Genomic DNA, 16,078 nt, shown 5'->3' with positions numbered 1-16,078 from the left:
TCAAAATCCGGTAACGAAGGAGTAGCAGTCACGGACGCACTGCTTCGCGCACCAACTCGCTCGACACCTCTTGGCAATCCTGACTCATGGCTCGATACTGTGGTCATTCTTGGATCAGTGGGGGCAGCGCTGCGAATGCGATTGGTCCGCATTGAGCATAGCTGTTACCTAGCCAAGTTCCCTTGACGTCTCAAAGCAGCCTGGCACCGACTTTGCAAAAACCGAGAGGCAGCGCTGCAGCGATTCCAGTCGGCCTCTTCTTCAGACGCGAGGCGAGCCTTGCGCGCGTTGACTGATCACTGGTTCACAGGTTCACAGGTTCAACAAATGTGCGCTTGCTGTGAACGCAAGTTGGCCACCGCTGTGGATTCCGAAGACGAGCTGAGCCGCTGGGCGGAATCCTCTCCGAGAGTGTGCCGACTTGCCCTCGCTGATGAGGGCGGTCGCTGGCCGGCGCAGGCAAATGATCACCTTTTGCCGACCTCATCCACGCAATGGAATGAGTTGAGGAAAAAGGCTTACCCTTTTATTTTGGTGGACTGGCGTCGGTTGTTGAGGCGGAAGATGCGCACCGCTTCCTGCACCACCACCGCCTGGGCCTGCAGCGAGCTGGCCGCTGCGGCCAGTTCTTCGACCATGGCCGAGTTCTGTTGGGTCACCGAGTCGAGCTGACCCACTGCCTGGTTGATCTGCGCGATACCCATCGACTGTTCATTGGCAGCGCTGGTGATGTCGGTGATAAGGGCGTTCACCTGTTCCACCGCCCCGACCACGTTATTCATGGTCTGTCCGGTGCTATGTACCAGGTGGCTGCCCTGAGAAACTTTTTGTGCCGAGTCGTCGATCAGCACCTTGATTTCCTTGGCGGCAGTCGAGGTGCGCTGCGCCAGGCTGCGCACTTCGGCCGCCACTACGGCAAAGCCACGGCCCTGCTCGCCTGCACGGGCCGCTTCCACGGCGGCGTTGAGTGCCAGGATGTTGGTCTGAAAGGAAATGCCTTCGATTACCTGGATGATTTCCCCGATGCGGCTGGATGAGCGACTGATGTCGTCCATGGTGCTGACCACGTGGCCCATGGCGTCGTTGCCTTCGCGGGCGACGGTAGCGGCACGCTGCGACAGCGAAGCCGCCTCGCGGGCCGAGTTGGTGCTGTGCTCCACGGTGCTGGTCAGCTCTTCCATGGATGCGGCCGTCTGCTCAAGGCTGCTGGCCTGCGACTCGGTCCGGGCCGAGAGGTCCTGGTTGCCGCTGGCGATCTCGTTGGACGCGACCTGAACGCCTTCTACTTCGTGGCGTACATCGGACACCACCGCCTGCAGGTTCACATTCAACTGGTTCAGGGCCTTGGCCAGTTCGCCGAATTCACCGCGGCTGGTAGTTTCAAACCGGGCCGAAAGGTCGCCGGCGGCCATGGTGTTGGCGAACAAAATGGATTGCCGCAGCGGAGTGACCATTGAGCGCCGCAGCATCCATGTGGCCAACAAGGCCACACCGATGAGAGGTGCGGCCATGGCCATATGAGCGGCATCGCTCAGGCGTGATCCGACTTCACCAATGACAAGTCCAGCCAGTGACAGCCCCACGCACACCGCGCCAATGGTCCGGCCTATGGTCATCTGGGCCATGCTTTGCAGCCTGCCCATAAACCCGGTGCGCGCCACCAGACCTCGGTGCAGCCCCATGGTGAAATTGCCGCTGTCGCGTTCTGAACGCATGCGTGCGTACAGAGCCTCGGCTTCCTGCACCTGGACTGGGGTAGGCTTGGTGCGCACCGACATGTAGCCCACTGCTTGGCCGTTCTCCATGATCGGCGTGGCGTTGGCAACCACCCAATAGTAGTCGCCGTTCTTGCGCCGATTTTTTACCAGGGCCGACCAGGGTGATCCGCTTTTCAGCGTATCCCACATGTCCCTGAACGCCTCCTGGGGCATGTCGGGGTGGCGCACCAGATTGTGTGGCTGCCCGATGAGCTCTTCTTTCTCGTAGCCACTGACCGCTATGAACGCCGGGTTGCAGTAGGTGATGTGACTTTGCAGATCAGTGGTGGAAACAAGCGTGACGCCATCTGGGATCACGAATTCATTTTGGGTGACTGGCAGGTTGCTGCGCATAGTTCGCCTCACAAGGAGTTGGTTCGTGAGCCTGCGGATGTGCCAATACGCACCTTGCGCACCTCACGGATGCAACATCGTCACGATTTGGAAAAAACTTGAGACCAGTAAAAGACCGCAGATTGCGCTTCTCCAATGGGTACAGATCGCGACTCATAAGTCGCATATTGGACAAATAGGTAACCGTATGAAATACTGTTCGAAATCAGGACTCTTGTTTCAAAGGCGGCGAATTTACTTACCTGTTACCGATCAAGGAGCGTGAAAATTCAAGATTGATACAGGGTAGACGAAATAGCAAAAAACCCAGGAAAGCGATCAACACAGTGCGCGCACCCATCATGCCCACCCCAGCCTGGTTCTGGCGGTACGAACCATCGAGGGCGTACGGCGCAACATCGACCACAAAATGGCAGCCACCTGAATGGATTGCCAAACTGACGTGGGACGGCTTGAGTGGTGCCAAGAGGTTGCGGTGTACGAAGTGGTCTGCGATCGTAGAAGTCGTATCCATCTGTGCGGGCTGTGCGGCAGAAGCTGTCGATCAGATTGGAGGTCTGATTGCAGCCAGACACATGACCTGTGGCAAGACGCGACAAGGGTGGATGGAGCCAGCTCAGCCATGAATGAAGTGCTCCTGGCAATCGGGTACAGGACTGATGTCTTCTTTTGAACAAAGCAGACAAGCTCTGGAAAACAGCTACGCCGCACACCAAGATGCCCAACTCTCAACAGACACGACGCGCTCGCTGGCCCGTTACGGCTGCGCTCTTGCTGGTCGTGATCACACTGGCGGTACTCAATATTTTCAGCATGCAAGTGCTATCAGCTGTGAGGGCGTACGTGAGTGGCGAAAGCCTTTGGTCCAAGGGGCAGAAGGACGCGACCTTCAGCCTGCTGTTTTACGCCGACACTCAAAATCCGGAGGACTTTGCACAGTTTGAAGCCGCATTGTCGGTTCCTCTGGGCGATCGCATGGCTAGGGAGGCGCTGGATGCGGCAACGCCAGATCGGGTCGTGGCTCGGAAGGGGTTCCTGCAAGGACGCAATCAACCCGAGGACATCGAGCCGATGATCGACCTGTTTCTGCGCTTTCGGAATGTCAGCTTCATGGCCCGCACCATTACCATCTGGGAAGAAGGCGATGCCGAACTTGATCGGCTCAGGCTGATCGCCGGACAGCTGAAAGCAGCGGTGCTGACCGGCTCGCAAAGAAGCGAAATCTTGACACTGCGGGACCAGATTCTCGAATCCAATGCCCGATTGACAGTGATCGCCCAAAGGTTCTCTGACTCCCTGGGTGAGGCCTCCCGCTCCGCGCAGCGGATCGTTGCTTCATTCACGGTGGGACTTTCGTTGCTGCTGGGGATAGGCGGGTCGCTGCTGATTCGCATCATTTTCAGAAGGGTCGCTGAAGTGGAACGATCACTTCGTGATACCAACGACCTCTGGTCCATGGCAGCAAGGGCCGCCAAAGTGGAGCTACTCGAGTGGGACTTGCCAACCGATGCTGTGATCTCTCATCAAGTGAACGGCATTCGAACCACTCGGTATTCGGATTTTCTGGATGCACTGTCGGAGGAAGACCGCTCCCGCCTGAAAGAGGCGCTAGACGAAGCGCGAAAGACGCGAAGTCCGTTTGTCAGCAGCCAGCAGGTGAGCGGGGCGGATGGAACCGATGTGTGGATCGACTTCATCGGGCAGTTCTTGTATGACGACGAGGGCAGGCCTTATCGAATGATTGGGGTCCGGATTGATATCACGGACCGTGTCAGGGCGGAGTCCACTCGCCGCGTCCTGCTTGAGCAACTACGACAGTCACAAAAAATGGAGTCACTGGGCACGCTGGCTGGTGGCGTCGCACATGACTTCAACAACATCGTCGGCGCGATTCTGGGTAACGTTGCACTGGCACGAGAGGATTTGCAGCCGGACGATCCCGCCTGCGAGAGCATCGACCAGATCAAAAAGGCCGCCCTGCGAGCACGTGACCTCGTGAGCCAGATCCTGGCTTTCAGTCGCCAGCGTCCGCCCACGCTCATTGTGCAGCCCTTGCAGCCCATTGTGATTGAGACTCTGCAACTGATGCGCTCCACCCTGCCCGCCGGCGTTGCGCTCGAGTCCAACATGTCCGACGAACCCCTTTATGTGCGCGTCGACGCGACTCAGATCGAGCAGGTCTTGATGAACCTGTGCACCAACGCATGGCATGCCTCCAAGGCTGGGGGCACGCGGGTGGTGATCGGCGCAGAAAAACATGTCGTTCGGCAAGGCAAACCCCAGCGAACCGACGGCTTGGCACCCGGGGCATACGCACACCTCTTCGTAGCCGATGACGGTGTGGGCATGGACGCCGCCACCCGCGCGCGGATTTTCGAGCCTTTCTTCACCACGCGAAAGGTGGGCGAAGGCACGGGACTCGGCCTGTCTGTGGTTCATGGGATCGTGGTTGCGCACGGTGGGGCCATCACGGTCGACAGTGAAACGGGTCGTGGCACCACGCTGCACGTCTATCTTCCGCTACAGCAGAAAGGCGAAGATGCGAACATGGCGACGCCGGTGACGGATTCGGGCTCGGTACGCGGACATGGGGAGCACATCCTCTACATCGACGACGAAGCGCTGATGATCCTGATGGTGGATCGCCTGCTCCAGCGCGCCGGCTATCGGGTAACGCCGGTGCCAGACCCCCAGGCCGCACTTGAAGCAATCAAGCGCGATCCAAACCAGTTCGATCTGGTACTGACCGACTACAAGTGTCGGCGCCGACTGAATCTTGACCCACCCTGCCGATTGAACTTTGACCCAGGGCTGGTGGCCGGAACCGCGTGATTTCTGAAGCAAAAAACGCCTTGGGTTGCACCAAGGCGTCTCTTGTGTGCCCCCGCTCATCCGTTTTGACACGGACTGCGGAGGGCGGTTTTCTTTTTTTGCTGGCAGCGCACCGTTTCAAACGGCGGACCGGAGAACCGGTCCGGGCTGGTGCACGTCGCCCGATCAGGCGGCGGCGGTGGCCAGGGCCTTGACCTTGGCGGACAGGCGGCTCTTGTCGCGAGCGGCCTTGTTCTTGTGGAAGATGCCCTTGTCGGCGACGCTGTCGACCACGGCCTGCATCTTGCCGAACAGCTCGGCGGCCTTGGTCTTGTCACCGGCCAGAACAGCCTTCTCGACGTTCTTGACGGCGGTGCGGTACTTGGAACGCAGCGAGGTGTTGGCGGCGTTCAGTTTGACGTCCTGGCGGACGCGCTTGCGGCCAGACGCCAGGCGGGGGTTCTTTTTCTTCGGCTTGGTTGCCATGTGTATATCCTTTGAATGTTTGGGGATGTTGCCAGCAAAGCCCGCGATTCTATCACGCACCCCCAGGTGAGGCCAGTTCTGGCCGCCGGGCGGCGACCGGGTGGTTACACTGCCGCGGTGTCGCTCTTCAAGTCCGCCTCCCTGGTTTCCCTGTTGACCCTGGCCTCGCGCATCACCGGTCTGGTGCGCGAGCTGCTGATGGCGTCCACCTTCGGCGCCAGCGCCCTGACCGACGCCTTCAACGTCGCCTTCCGAATTCCGAACCTGCTGCGCCGGCTGTTCGCAGAGGGCGCGTTCAGCCAGGCCTTCGTGCCGGTGCTCGCCGGCGTGCGCGCCAAGGACGGTGACGATGCCACCCGCGAGCTGGTGAACCAGATCGCCACCGTGCTGGTCTGGGCCCTGGTGGCCACCTGCGTCGTGGGCGTGGCGATCTCGCCGGTGCTGGTCTGGGCCATGGCCAGCGGCCTCAAGCAGAGTCCCCAGGGCTTCGAGTCGGCGGTGCTGATGACGCGCTGGATGTTCCCCTACATCGGCTTCATGTCGCTGGTGGCGCTGTCGGCGGGTGTGCTGAACACCTGGAAAAAATTCGCCGTGCCAGCTGCGACGCCGGTACTGCTGAACGTGGCCATGATCGGGGCCGCCTGGCTGGGCGCACCCTGGTTCGAGTCCTTGGGCATCGAGCCGATCTACGCGATGGCGGCCGGCGTGATGCTCGGCGGCGCCCTGCAGCTGGGGGTGCAGATCCCGGCGCTGTTGCGCATCGGCATGCTGCCGCGCGTGGGCCTGCGCTGGTCGTCGCTCAGGGCGGCCTGGGCGCACCCGGGCACGCGGCGCGTGACCACGCTGATGCTGCCGGCCCTGCTGGGCGTGAGCGTGGCGCAGGTCTCGCTGCTGATCAACACGCAGATCGCATCCCACCTGGCCACCGGCAGCGTGAGCTGGCTCAGCTACGCCGACCGGCTGATGGAGTTCCCGACCGCGATGCTGGGTGTGGCTCTGGGCGTGGTGCTGCTGCCTCAGCTGGCGGCCGCCCGGGCTGCCGACGACGGCGAGCGCTACAGCGCGCTGCTGGACTGGGGTCTGCGGCTGGTGGTGCTGCTGGCGGTGCCCTGCGCGGTGGCCCTGTTGACCTTTGCCAAGCCCCTGGTGGCGGTGCTCTACCACTACGGCGCGTTCTCCGAGCGCGACGTGGCCCAGACCACGACCGCCCTCATGGGCTACGGCGCCGGCCTGCTGGGCCTGGTGGCGATCAAGGTGCTGGCGCCGGGCTTCTATGCGCGCCAGGACATCCGCACGCCGGTGAAGATCGCCATCGTGGTGCTGCTGCTGACCCAGGCCATGAACCTGCTGTTCGTACCCCGTTTGGCCCATGCCGGCCTGGCGCTGGCCATCGGCCTGGGCGCGATGGTCAACGCGCTGTGGCTGCTGATCGGCCTGGTGCGGCGTGGCGCCTACCGTCCGGCCCCGGGCTGGGCGCGCTTTGCGATGCAGGTGCTGGCCGCCAGCGCCTTGTTGGCGGTGTTCCTGATGTGGAGCGCAGGTTCGGTGAACTGGGTGGCGTTCGAGGGCGGTGCGCTGCTGCGGGTCGGCTTGATGGCCGCGATCGTGGTGGGGGCGGCGCTGCTGTACTTTGTCGCGCTGATGCTCTCGGGTTTAAAACTTCGGCAATTCGTCCGAAAATGAACCCATCATGCCTTCTCCCTTTGAACTTCCCTCGTCGACCCCGCTGGCGTATTTCGCCTCGCTGGTGAAGGACGACGACAGCCTGCCCCTGCTGGAGGCGGCCGCCTCCATCGCCCAGGACGAGTACCCGGACCTGGATGTGCAGGAGGTGCTGGGTGAGGTCGATGTGCTGCTTTCCCGCCTGCGCCGGCGCAGCCCCTCGGACGCCGAGCCTTTGCAGCGTCTGCGCGCGCTGAACCAGTTTTTCTTCCGGGATCTCGGCTTCGGCGGCAACGTCAACGACTACCACGACCCCGACAACAGCCACCTCAACGTGCTGCTCCGGACGCGCCGCGGCATCCCGATCTCGCTGGCGGTGCTGTGGCTGGAGCTGGCACAGGGGCTGGGCCTGAAGGCGCGCGGCATCAACTTCCCCGGGCACTTCCTGGTCAAGATCAATCTGCCCGAGGGGCAGGTGGTGATCGACCCCTTCACCGGCCAGTCGCTCAGCCGCGAGGAGCTGTCCGAGCGGCTGGAGCCCTACAAGCGGCGCAACGGGCTGGTCGACGACTTCGACGTGCCGGTGGGCCTGTACCTGCAGGCGGCGCCCTCGCGCGACATCATCGCCCGCATGCTGCGCAACCTCAAGGAAATCCACCGCACGCAGGAAGACTGGCTGCGCCTGATCGCGGTGCAGGACCGGCTGCTGATCCTGCTGCCCGATGCCTGGATCGAGTACCGCGACCGTGGCCTGGCATGGGCCGAAATGGGCGATGCGGCCCTGGCCGCGCAGGACCTGGAGGTCTACATCGCCCACACCGAAGACGCGCTGGACCGCGACGCCATCCAGTCGCGGCTGAACGAGCTGCGCCGCGCCCGCAGCTGACCGCTCAGCGGGCCGCCGCTCTGTGTGTGTTGCCGGGCGTGCCCGGCTGCCCATGCCGGTGCCAGGCGCGGCGCAACTGCGTGTCCGAGCCGAACCCCGAGATCTGCGCGGCCTGCGTGACGTTGTGCCCGCTCTGGAGTGCCGCTTGGGCCACGGCGAGCCGGATGCGCTGCAGGTAGGTGAGCGGTGACACCCCTGCGTGCTCCTCGAACAGGCGGGTCAGATGGCGCGCCGAGGTGTGGCCCCGGTCGGCCATGCGCGGCACGGTCCAGGCCTCCTGCGGCGCCTGGCTCACCGCGTCCTGCACCCGGTGAAGGACGGGGTGCAGGTGGTCGCGGTGGTGCAGGAAGGGCGAGAGTTCGGGGTCCTGCGGGCCGCGGCGCAGCGCCACCACCATGGTCTGTGCCACTTCGGCCGCCAGCGCCGGCCCCAGGCGGGCGGCGATGCGGTGCAGCGTGAGATCGATGCCGGTGGTCACGCCGGCGCTGCTGAACACCGGCGTGTCCAGTACGAACACCCGGTTGGCCAGCACCTCGCAGTCGGGCGCGGACTGGCGCAGTTCGTCCAGATGGTGGTGGTGCGTCGTGGCTTTGCGGCGCGCCAGCAGGCCGGCGCGGGCGGCCACCACGGCGCCAGCGCAGATGCACATCAGCTCCACCTGGCCTTCGGCCAGGCGCAGGCCATGCAGCCAGTGCAGCAGCTCGCGCGCGGCGGGGCTGTCCAGCGCGACCTGGTCACCCGGCTGGCCCACCAGCACCACCCACTGCGGGCGCTGGGGCCGGGACAGGTCGGGCAGCGGGACCAGCCCCGACACCCGGGCGCCCACCGAACTGACCGTTTCGGTGCGCGGGCCGGTGAAATGCAGCGCAAAAGCCGCCGGCTGGCCTTTGGCCTGCAGCGACTGGTTGGCCATGCGCAGCGCCTCGGCCGGACCCGCCCAATCGAGGATCAGGCTGTCGTCCAGCAGCACGAAATGCACGTCCACCACAGTGGCGGGCGTCAGTCGGGTCGGTTCATCCATCGGTAGTCCATCTGTCGTGCGGTGCGTTCGGCCAGTTCGGGGCAGGTCAGGCGGGCCACGAGGTGCAGCGACAGGTCGATGCCGGCGCTGATGCCCGCCGAGCTGAACACGCGGCCGTCCTCGACCCAGCGCATGCCATCGACCACGTCCAGCGAAGGCCACTGGCGGCGCAGGTCGTCCAGGTCTTCCCAGTGTGTCGTCACCCGGTGGTTGGTCACCACCCCGGCGGCGGCCAGCACGAACACGCCCGTGCAGACCGAGGCCGTGAGCGTCGCCTGCGCACTGGCGCGCCGCACCCAGTCCAGCGTGTCCGGGCAGTGGGCGGCGGCGTCGACCACACCGCCGGGCACGATCAGCAGGTCCACCGGTGTCTCGTCGCTGAAATCCCGGGTCGGCAGCACCTGCAGCCCGGCGCGGGCGCGCACCGGCGCCCGGGTGCGCGCCACGCAGGCCACCTGCCAGCCCGCCGCGACCGGTTGGCCGGGCCAGTCCGCGGCCTCGGGGCGGGCCGCCATGCGGGCGGCCGTGGTGAACACTTCGTAGGGACCGGCCAGGTCCAGCGCCTCGACATCGTCGAAGGCCAGGATGGCGATGCCGAACGGACGGGTCACGCCGAGGCCCCGGCGCGTGCCAGCGCCTCGTCCACCGAGGTGAGGGTGCAGAAGCGGCCTTGCAGCACGGTGGCGGTGCGCGCCTTGATCTCGGCCGCGGTCAGGGGCGAGCCGTCGGGCTGGGTCATGTCGAAGGTCAGCGTGGCGTCCAGCACATAGTCGACCTCCCAGCCGAGGTCGGAGGCGTGGCGGGTGGTGGTTTCGCAGCACTGCTCGGTGCGGATGCCGCTGACGATCAGGCGGCGGATGCCGTTTTCGGTCAGCCAGACGTCCAGCCCGGTGCCGACCAGGGCGCTGTGCCGGCGCTTGACGAAGCTGGCGGCCGGATCAAAAACGGACAGCTCGGCCAGCGGGCGGACATGGCCGCTGGCGTGAGAGAAGGAGTTGTCCGACGTCTCCGGTCCGTCGCTGTGCAGGATGCGCACGACCGGGATGCCCTGGGCGACGCAGCCGTCGATCAGGGCGTTCTGCTCGGCCATGTAGGCCGGCAGTGCCGAGGCGTCAAAGTAGGGACGGTGGCGGAAGGATTCCTGGACGTCGATGACCAGCAGGGCGGTGTTCATGGGGCAGCTCCGTTGAAAAGATGGCTGCATTGTTCCCGCCGGGACGCCGCCTGTCCGCCACCACCGCGGACAGGTTTCGATCAGATCAGGACATCAGGCCACGACCACCGAGGCACCGTCGCCCTTGGGCGCGATGGCGCCGATCTCGTAGACCGTCTCGCCCAGTTCGCGCAGCGTGGCGGCGCAGGCCGCGGCTTCGGCGGCGTCGATGACCACCACCATGCCGATGCCGTTGTTGAAGGTGCGGTTCATCTCGATGTCGTCGATGCCGGCGACCTTCTGCAGCCAGGCGAACAGCTCGGTCTGCGGCCAGCTACCCTTCCTCAGGTGGGCGGCCGTGCCTTCGGGCAGCACGCGGGGAATGTTCTCCAGCAGACCGCCACCGGTGATGTGGGCCAGCGCCTTCACCGGGTGCTTGGCCAGGGTGGCAAGCACGTTCTTCACGTACAGGCGGGTCGGGGCCATGATGGCCTGGCGGAAGGGCTGGCCGTCCAGCGTGGCGGGCAGGTCGCTGCCGGCGCGCTCGATGCACTTGCGCACCAGCGAGAAGCCGTTGGAGTGCACGCCGTGCGAGGCCAGGCCCAGCACCACGTCGCCGGGTTTCACGTCCTTGCCGGTCAGGATCTTGGACTTTTCGACCGCGCCGACGCAGAAGCCGGCCAGGTCGTACTCGCCGGCTGGGTACATGCCGGGCATTTCGGCGGTTTCGCCGCCGATCAGGGCGCAGCCGGAGAGTTCACAACCCTTGGCGATGCCGCCGACCACGGCCGCAGCGGTTTCCACGTCCAGCTTGCCGCAGGCAAAGTAGTCGAGGAAGAACAGCGGCTCGGCGCCCTGCACCAGCACGTCGTTGACGCTCATGCCCACCAGGTCGATGCCCACGGTGTCGTGCAGGTTCCATTCAAAGGCCAGCTTGAGCTTGGTGCCCACGCCGTCGGTGCCGCTCACCAGCACCGGTTCCTGGTAGCGCTTGGGCACTTCGAACAGCGCGCCGAAGCCGCCGATGCCGGCCAGCACGCCTTCGCGCATGGTCTTCTTGGCCAGCGGCTTGATGCGCTCGACCAGCGCGTCGCCCGCGTCGATGTCGACGCCGGCGTCTTTGTAGGAAAGGGGGGTGGTGCTGGAGGTCATAGGGGGGAGGGCGGGGAGAGGGCCCGCGCGGGCCGGGGACTAGAATTTGCGGCTGATTTTAAGGGTTCGCCCTCCGGCCCCCGTTCACCTGAGCTTGCACCCCATGACCCTTTCCCCCGCGCAGATCCGTTCCCTGACCTGGGTCGCCATCGCCGTGGCGATCTGGGCGCTGCTGACGGTGCTGGCGCCGGTGCTGATGCCCTTCGTGCTGGCCGCAGTGATGGCCTACGCGCTGCATCCCCTGGTGGAAAAGCTCAACGACCGGCGGATTCCCCGCTGGCTCGGGGCGGGTGTGGCCATCGCCCTGCTCATGCTGGTGCTGCTGGCGGTGGTGCTGCTGATCGTGCCGGTGATCACCAAGCAGGTGCCGCTGCTCAAGGAACAGGTGCCGGCGCTGCTGGACCGGGTCAACGACAGCCTGGTGCCGCTGGCGGGGCGCTTTGGCATCGACCTTCAGATCGATGTGGCCCAGGTGCGCGAGTGGCTCAAGGAACTGGTCACCGGTCACGAGCAGGAATTGATCAACGGCCTGCTGTCCTCGCTGCGCATCGGCGGCAGCGCGCTGGCGGCGGTGTTCGGCAACCTGGTGCTCACCCCCATCGTGGCCTATTACCTGCTGCTGGACTGGGCGGGGCTGGTGGAGCGCAGCAAGCGGCTGATTCCGCCGCGCTGGCTGCCCTCGGTGCAGAGCTTCCTGGATGAGACCGACGAGGTGCTGGGCCAGTACCTGCGTGGCCAGCTGCTGGTGATGGGCGTGCTGGCGGTGTTCTACACCGTGGCGCTGGCCCTGGTGGGCCTGAAGCTGGCGCTGCCGATCGGCGTGTTCACCGGTCTGGCCGTGTTCGTGCCCTACCTCGGCTTCGGCCTGGGCCTGGTGATGGGCCTGCTGGCCGCCGTGCTGCAGTTCCAGAGCCTGACCGGTGTGGCGCTGGTCGGTGTGGTCTACGCAGTGGGTCAGGTGGCCGAGAGCATGTACGTGACGCCGCGCCTGCTGGGCGAGCGCATCGGCCTGCACCCCATCGCGGTCATCTTCGCCCTGATGGCCTTTGGTCATCTGTTCGGCTTCGTGGGGGTGCTGATCGCGCTGCCGGCCAGCGCCGTGCTGCTGGTGGCGATCCGCCGCGCCAGGGCCGGTTACCTGGCCAGCGACCTGTACCTGCCCGGCGCAGCCACCGCCCCGGCCGCGCCGGCCCAGCCGAAGGACGGCGCGGAATGAAACCGGTTCAGCCGCCCATGAAACAGATGGCGCTGGACATCGGGCTGGCGCCCGTGCCCACGCTGGACAACTTCGTGGCGGCGGGCAACGAGGCCGTGCTGGAGCACCTGCGGCTGTGGACCTACAACCCCTTGCGGTCGCCGGTGCCCACCTACCTCTGGGGCGAGCCCGGCAGCGGCAAGACCCACCTGCTGCGGGCGGTGCGCGAAACCCTGCGCGACCTGGGCGCCCGCACCGGCTGGATCGGGGCGGGCATCCTGCACCCGATCGAGTTCGACGAGAGCTGGGACGCGGTGATCCTCGACGACTGCCATCTCTACACCGCCGAGCAGCAGGCCGCGGCTTTCAACTGGTTTGTCAACGCCCAGACCCCGGCCCACGGCCCGGCGCGCTGGGTGCTGGCCGCGGCCGACCGGCCGCCGGCCGACCTGCGGCTGCGCGAAGACCTGCGCACGCGCCTGGGCTGGGGCCATGTGTTCCAGCTCAAGGCCCTGGGCGAGACCGAGCGCCGATCCGTGCTGCGGCGCGCCGCCGACGAGCGCGGCGTGTTTCTGGGCGACGAGGTCATGGACTTCATGCTCAACCGCTTCTCGCGCGACCTCTCCAGCCTGATGATGCTGCTGGAGCAACTCGACGCCTACGCCCTGCGCACGCAGCGCGCCATCACGATTCCGCTGATCAAGTCCATGCTGGACAACGAATGAAGACTTCCCCGAATGAGACTCGCGCTGTTTGACCTGGACCACACCCTGCTGCCCCTGGACTCCGACCACGCCTGGGGCCAGTTCACTGTGGCGCTGGGCTGGCGCGACGCCGAAACCCACACCCGCGCCAACGACGCCTTCTACGAGCAGTACAAGGCCGGCACGCTGGACATCCACGAGTACATCCGCTTCTCGGTCGCCCCGCTGGCCGAGCACGGGGTGGACAAGTCCAACGCTGCGCACCGCCGTTTCATGGACCAGGTGATCCGCCCCGCCATCCGGCCGGTGGCTGTCGAGCTGGTGCGCCGCCACCAGGCGGCGGGCGACCAGGTGCTGATCGTCACCGCCACCAACGAGTTCGTCACCCGACCCATCGCCGCGGCCTTCGGTGTTTCCGAGCTGATCGCCATCGACCTGGAGCGCGACCCGCAGGGCAACCCGACCGGTGCCATCTGGGGCACCCCCTCGTTCCGCGAGGGCAAGGTCGCGCGTGTGGAACAATGGCTGGCTTCCCGCGGCCTGTCCTGGGCCGACGTGGAGCACAGCAGCTTCTACAGCGACTCCCTCAACGATCTCCCGCTGCTGGAGAAAGTGACCGAGCCGGTGGCGACCAACCCGGACCCCCGCCTCAGCGCCATCGCCACCGAGCGAGGCTGGCGCATCCTGAACCTATTCGAATGATCAAGAAATTCATCGACAAGCTGCTGGGCAAGGCCTCCGGCAAAAGCGCCAAGGCCAGCAAGTTCGGCAAGCGCGAGGACGTGCCGGTTTCCGTCCACGGCATCGACCCGAAGCTGGTCGACCAGCGCGCCCTGGACGTGGTGCGCACCCTCAAACAGGCTGGCTTCGAGGCCTACATCGTCGGCGGCGCGGTGCGCGACCTGCTGCTGGGCCTGCGGCCCAAGGACTTCGACGTCGCCACCAGCGCCACGCCCGAGCAGGTCAAGAACCTGTTCCGCCGCGCCTTCATCATCGGCCGGCGCTTCCGCATCGTGCACGTGATCTATGGCCGCGGCCGTGAACACGAGGTGATCGAGGTCTCGACCTTCCGCGCCTACCTCGACAGCGCCGACGCCGAGCAGGTCAGCGGCAACGAGCGCACCAGCAAGGGCGAGCTCTCGGGCATGAAGCACGCGGTGGACGCCAGCGGCCGGGTGCTGCGCGACAACGTGTGGGGGCCGATCGAGCAGGACGCCGCGCGGCGCGACTTCTCGATCAACGCCATGTACTACGACCCCGAGGCGCAGGTCGTGGTCGACTTCCACCAGGGCATCCGCGACGCGCAGAAGAAGACGCTGCGCATGATCGGCGACGCCGCCACGCGCTATCGCGAAGACCCGGTGCGCATCATCCGCGCCGTGCGTTTCGCCGCCAAGCTCAATGCCCTGGGTTTCAAGTTCGACGCCAAGACGCGCGAACCCCTGGTGTCCTCGGTGGACCTGCTCAAGGAAGTCCCGCAGAGCCGATTGTTCGACGAGATGCTCAAGCTGCTGCAGACCGGCCACGCGCTGGCCAGCGTCGAGGCGCTCAAGACCCACGGCCTGGCTCGCGGCATCTACCCGCTGCTCGACCTGGTGGTGGAGCGGGCCGAGGACGACTTTGTCAAGCTGGCGCTGCAGGACACCGACCGCCGCGTCGGCGAGGGCAAGCCGGTGGCGCCCAGCTTCCTGCTGGCCTGCGTGCTGTGGGCCGACGTGCGCAAGGGCTGGGAGCGGCGGCTGCAACCGCGCGGCAACCAGCGCCCGCCCACGCCGTTCGCGGCGCTGCAGGACGCGGTGGACGAGGCCTTCGACGCCCGCATCGGCGACGTGTCGGGCCGCGGCAAGCTGGGCACCGACATGCGCGAGATCTGGATGATGCAGCCGCGCTTCGACAAGCGCGTGGGCACCGGTCCGTTCAGCCTGGTCGAGCAGCCGCGCTTCCGCGCCGGTTTCGACTTCCTGCGCCTGCGCGCCCAGACCGGCGAGGTGGACGAGGAGCTGGCGCACTGGTGGGAAACCTTCAGCACCGCCGACGACGACCACCGCCAGGACATGGTGGATGCGCAGCGCAAGGCCGGCCAGCCCAAGGGGGCTGGCGGTGGCGGCAAGGCCCGCCGCGTGAAGAAGACCGACACCGACCGTCCGGCGTCGGGCGTCGCCGAGCCGGTGCGGGACGATCCGCGTTTCCGCCCCGCGGAGGGCGGTGACGAGCAGGACGAGAGCCCTGCGCGCACCGTGTTCTATGGCAGCGCTTTTGCTCCCGACAGCGACCATGTCGACGACGCCGCCGCGCCCGGCGAGGGCGAGGCGCCGGCCCGCAAGCGCCGCCGTCGCCGCCGCAAGCCGTCCGGTGGTGGTGAAGGCGCCCCTCCTGCGCCGTCGGCCGACTGACAATAGACCTCTTGCAGATATGAGCGACACCGGGCGCCCCGAGGTCACGGCCTACGTGGCCCTCGGTGCCAACCTCGGAGATGCCGCCGACACCCTGCGCAAGGCGCTACAGGCGCTGGGCAGCACGCACGGCCTGCGGCTCGTCAAGGCCTCCAGCCTCTACCGCACCGCGCCCATCGAGTCCAGCGGTCCCGACTACCTCAATGCCGTGGCCGAAGTGGCCAGCGCGCTCACCGCGCCCGCGCTGCTGGCGGCCCTGCAGGGGATCGAAAACGCCGCCGGTCGCGAGCGCCCCTACCGCAACGCCCCGCGCACGCTGGACCTGGACCTGCTGCTCTATGGCAGCGCTCGCATCGACTCACCCGAACTGACCGTGCCGCACCCGCGCATGCGGGAACGGGCGTTTGTGCTGGTGCCGCTGGCGGAGATAGCGCCCGGCCTGGTGGCTGCGGACCACCTCTCAGCCGTTGCCGACCAGGCGATCGAACGACTCTGAGGGGGCGC

14 protein-coding genes are annotated in these 16,078 nt (G+C 66.0%); 8 read left to right on the top strand and 6 right to left on the bottom strand.

Features of this window, described 5'->3' with window-relative positions; genetic code table 11:
* Positions 1-518: 518 nt before the first annotated feature.
* The gene (locus tag DD542_RS22585) at positions 519-2,111 is read right to left on the bottom strand and encodes a PAS domain-containing methyl-accepting chemotaxis protein (protein WP_127807151.1); all 1,593 of its coding nucleotides are present in this window, start codon (positions 2,109-2,111) and stop codon (positions 519-521) included.
* Positions 2,112-2,780: 669 nt separating this feature from the next.
* Between DD542_RS22585 and DD542_RS22580 the strand changes: the two genes are divergently transcribed.
* Positions 2,781-4,943: a PAS domain-containing sensor histidine kinase gene (locus DD542_RS22580; protein WP_127807150.1), complete on the top strand. Its 2,163-nt coding sequence runs from the start codon at positions 2,781-2,783 to the stop codon at positions 4,941-4,943.
* A 165-nt stretch (positions 4,944-5,108) separates the two neighbouring features.
* On the opposite strand, the gene rpsT is transcribed toward DD542_RS22580, so the two are convergent.
* Positions 5,109-5,408, bottom strand: a complete 300-nt coding sequence (gene rpsT, locus DD542_RS22575) for a 30S ribosomal protein S20 (protein ID WP_066149844.1) — start codon at positions 5,406-5,408, stop codon at positions 5,109-5,111.
* A 117-nt stretch (positions 5,409-5,525) separates the two neighbouring features.
* Here rpsT and murJ point away from each other — a divergent pair, with 117 nt between their 5' ends.
* Positions 5,526-7,091: a murein biosynthesis integral membrane protein MurJ gene (murJ, locus tag DD542_RS22570; protein ID WP_127807149.1), complete on the top strand. Its 1,566-nt coding sequence runs from the start codon at positions 5,526-5,528 to the stop codon at positions 7,089-7,091.
* 7 nt (positions 7,092-7,098) lie between these two features.
* Positions 7,099-7,956, top strand: a complete 858-nt coding sequence (locus tag DD542_RS22565) for a tetratricopeptide repeat protein (RefSeq protein ID WP_127807148.1) — start codon at positions 7,099-7,101, stop codon at positions 7,954-7,956.
* Between the two features lie 4 nt (positions 7,957-7,960).
* Here the strand turns inward: DD542_RS22565 and DD542_RS22560 are convergent, their stop codons facing one another.
* The 4 genes from DD542_RS22560 to purM form a co-directional block, all read right to left on the bottom strand.
* Entirely contained in the window at positions 7,961-8,977 is a 1,017-nt protein-coding gene (locus DD542_RS22560; RefSeq protein ID WP_127807147.1) for a helix-turn-helix domain-containing protein, read from the bottom strand.
* Positions 8,956-9,588 (bottom strand): DJ-1/PfpI family protein, encoded by a 633-nt coding sequence (locus DD542_RS22555; RefSeq protein WP_127807146.1) that lies wholly within the window; start codon positions 9,586-9,588, stop codon positions 8,956-8,958. The genes DD542_RS22560 and DD542_RS22555 overlap by 22 nt, the downstream gene beginning before the upstream one ends.
* Complete coding sequence (locus DD542_RS22550; RefSeq protein WP_127807145.1) at positions 9,585-10,151, bottom strand: isochorismatase family protein; 567 nt, start codon at positions 10,149-10,151, stop codon at positions 9,585-9,587. The genes DD542_RS22555 and DD542_RS22550 overlap by 4 nt, the downstream gene beginning before the upstream one ends.
* Before the next feature lie 93 nt (positions 10,152-10,244).
* The gene (purM, locus tag DD542_RS22545; RefSeq protein WP_127807144.1) at positions 10,245-11,282 is read right to left on the bottom strand and encodes a phosphoribosylformylglycinamidine cyclo-ligase; all 1,038 of its coding nucleotides are present in this window, start codon (positions 11,280-11,282) and stop codon (positions 10,245-10,247) included.
* Positions 11,283-11,385: 103 nt separating this feature from the next.
* On the opposite strand from purM, the gene DD542_RS22540 reads away from it, so the two are divergent.
* Genes DD542_RS22540 through folK form a run of 5 tightly spaced genes read left to right on the top strand, consistent with a single transcriptional unit; the run spans position 11,386 to position 16,070 of the window.
* Positions 11,386-12,498, top strand: coding sequence for an AI-2E family transporter (locus DD542_RS22540; protein ID WP_127807143.1), 1,113 nt, complete (start codon positions 11,386-11,388; stop codon positions 12,496-12,498).
* 17 nt (positions 12,499-12,515) lie between these two features.
* Positions 12,516-13,202: a DnaA regulatory inactivator Hda gene (gene hda / locus DD542_RS22535; protein WP_127807478.1), complete on the top strand. Its 687-nt coding sequence runs from the start codon at positions 12,516-12,518 to the stop codon at positions 13,200-13,202.
* 12 nt (positions 13,203-13,214) lie between these two features.
* Positions 13,215-13,883, top strand: coding sequence for an HAD family hydrolase (locus DD542_RS22530; protein WP_066149872.1), 669 nt, complete (start codon positions 13,215-13,217; stop codon positions 13,881-13,883).
* A complete protein-coding gene (gene pcnB, locus DD542_RS22525) occupies positions 13,880-15,574 on the top strand; it encodes a polynucleotide adenylyltransferase PcnB (protein ID WP_127807142.1) in 1,695 nt (564 codons plus the stop codon). The genes DD542_RS22530 and pcnB overlap by 4 nt, the downstream gene beginning before the upstream one ends.
* A gap of 19 nt (positions 15,575-15,593) precedes the next feature.
* Complete coding sequence (gene folK, locus DD542_RS22520; protein ID WP_127807141.1) at positions 15,594-16,070, top strand: 2-amino-4-hydroxy-6-hydroxymethyldihydropteridine diphosphokinase; 477 nt, start codon at positions 15,594-15,596, stop codon at positions 16,068-16,070.
* Positions 16,071-16,078: the final 8 nt, after the last annotated feature.

It is taken from the genome of Hydrogenophaga sp. NH-16 (assembly GCF_004006415.1).
Classification (GTDB): domain Bacteria; phylum Pseudomonadota; class Gammaproteobacteria; order Burkholderiales; family Burkholderiaceae_C; genus Hydrogenophaga; species Hydrogenophaga pseudoflava.
This window is presented reverse-complemented; position numbering and strand designations above follow the sequence as displayed.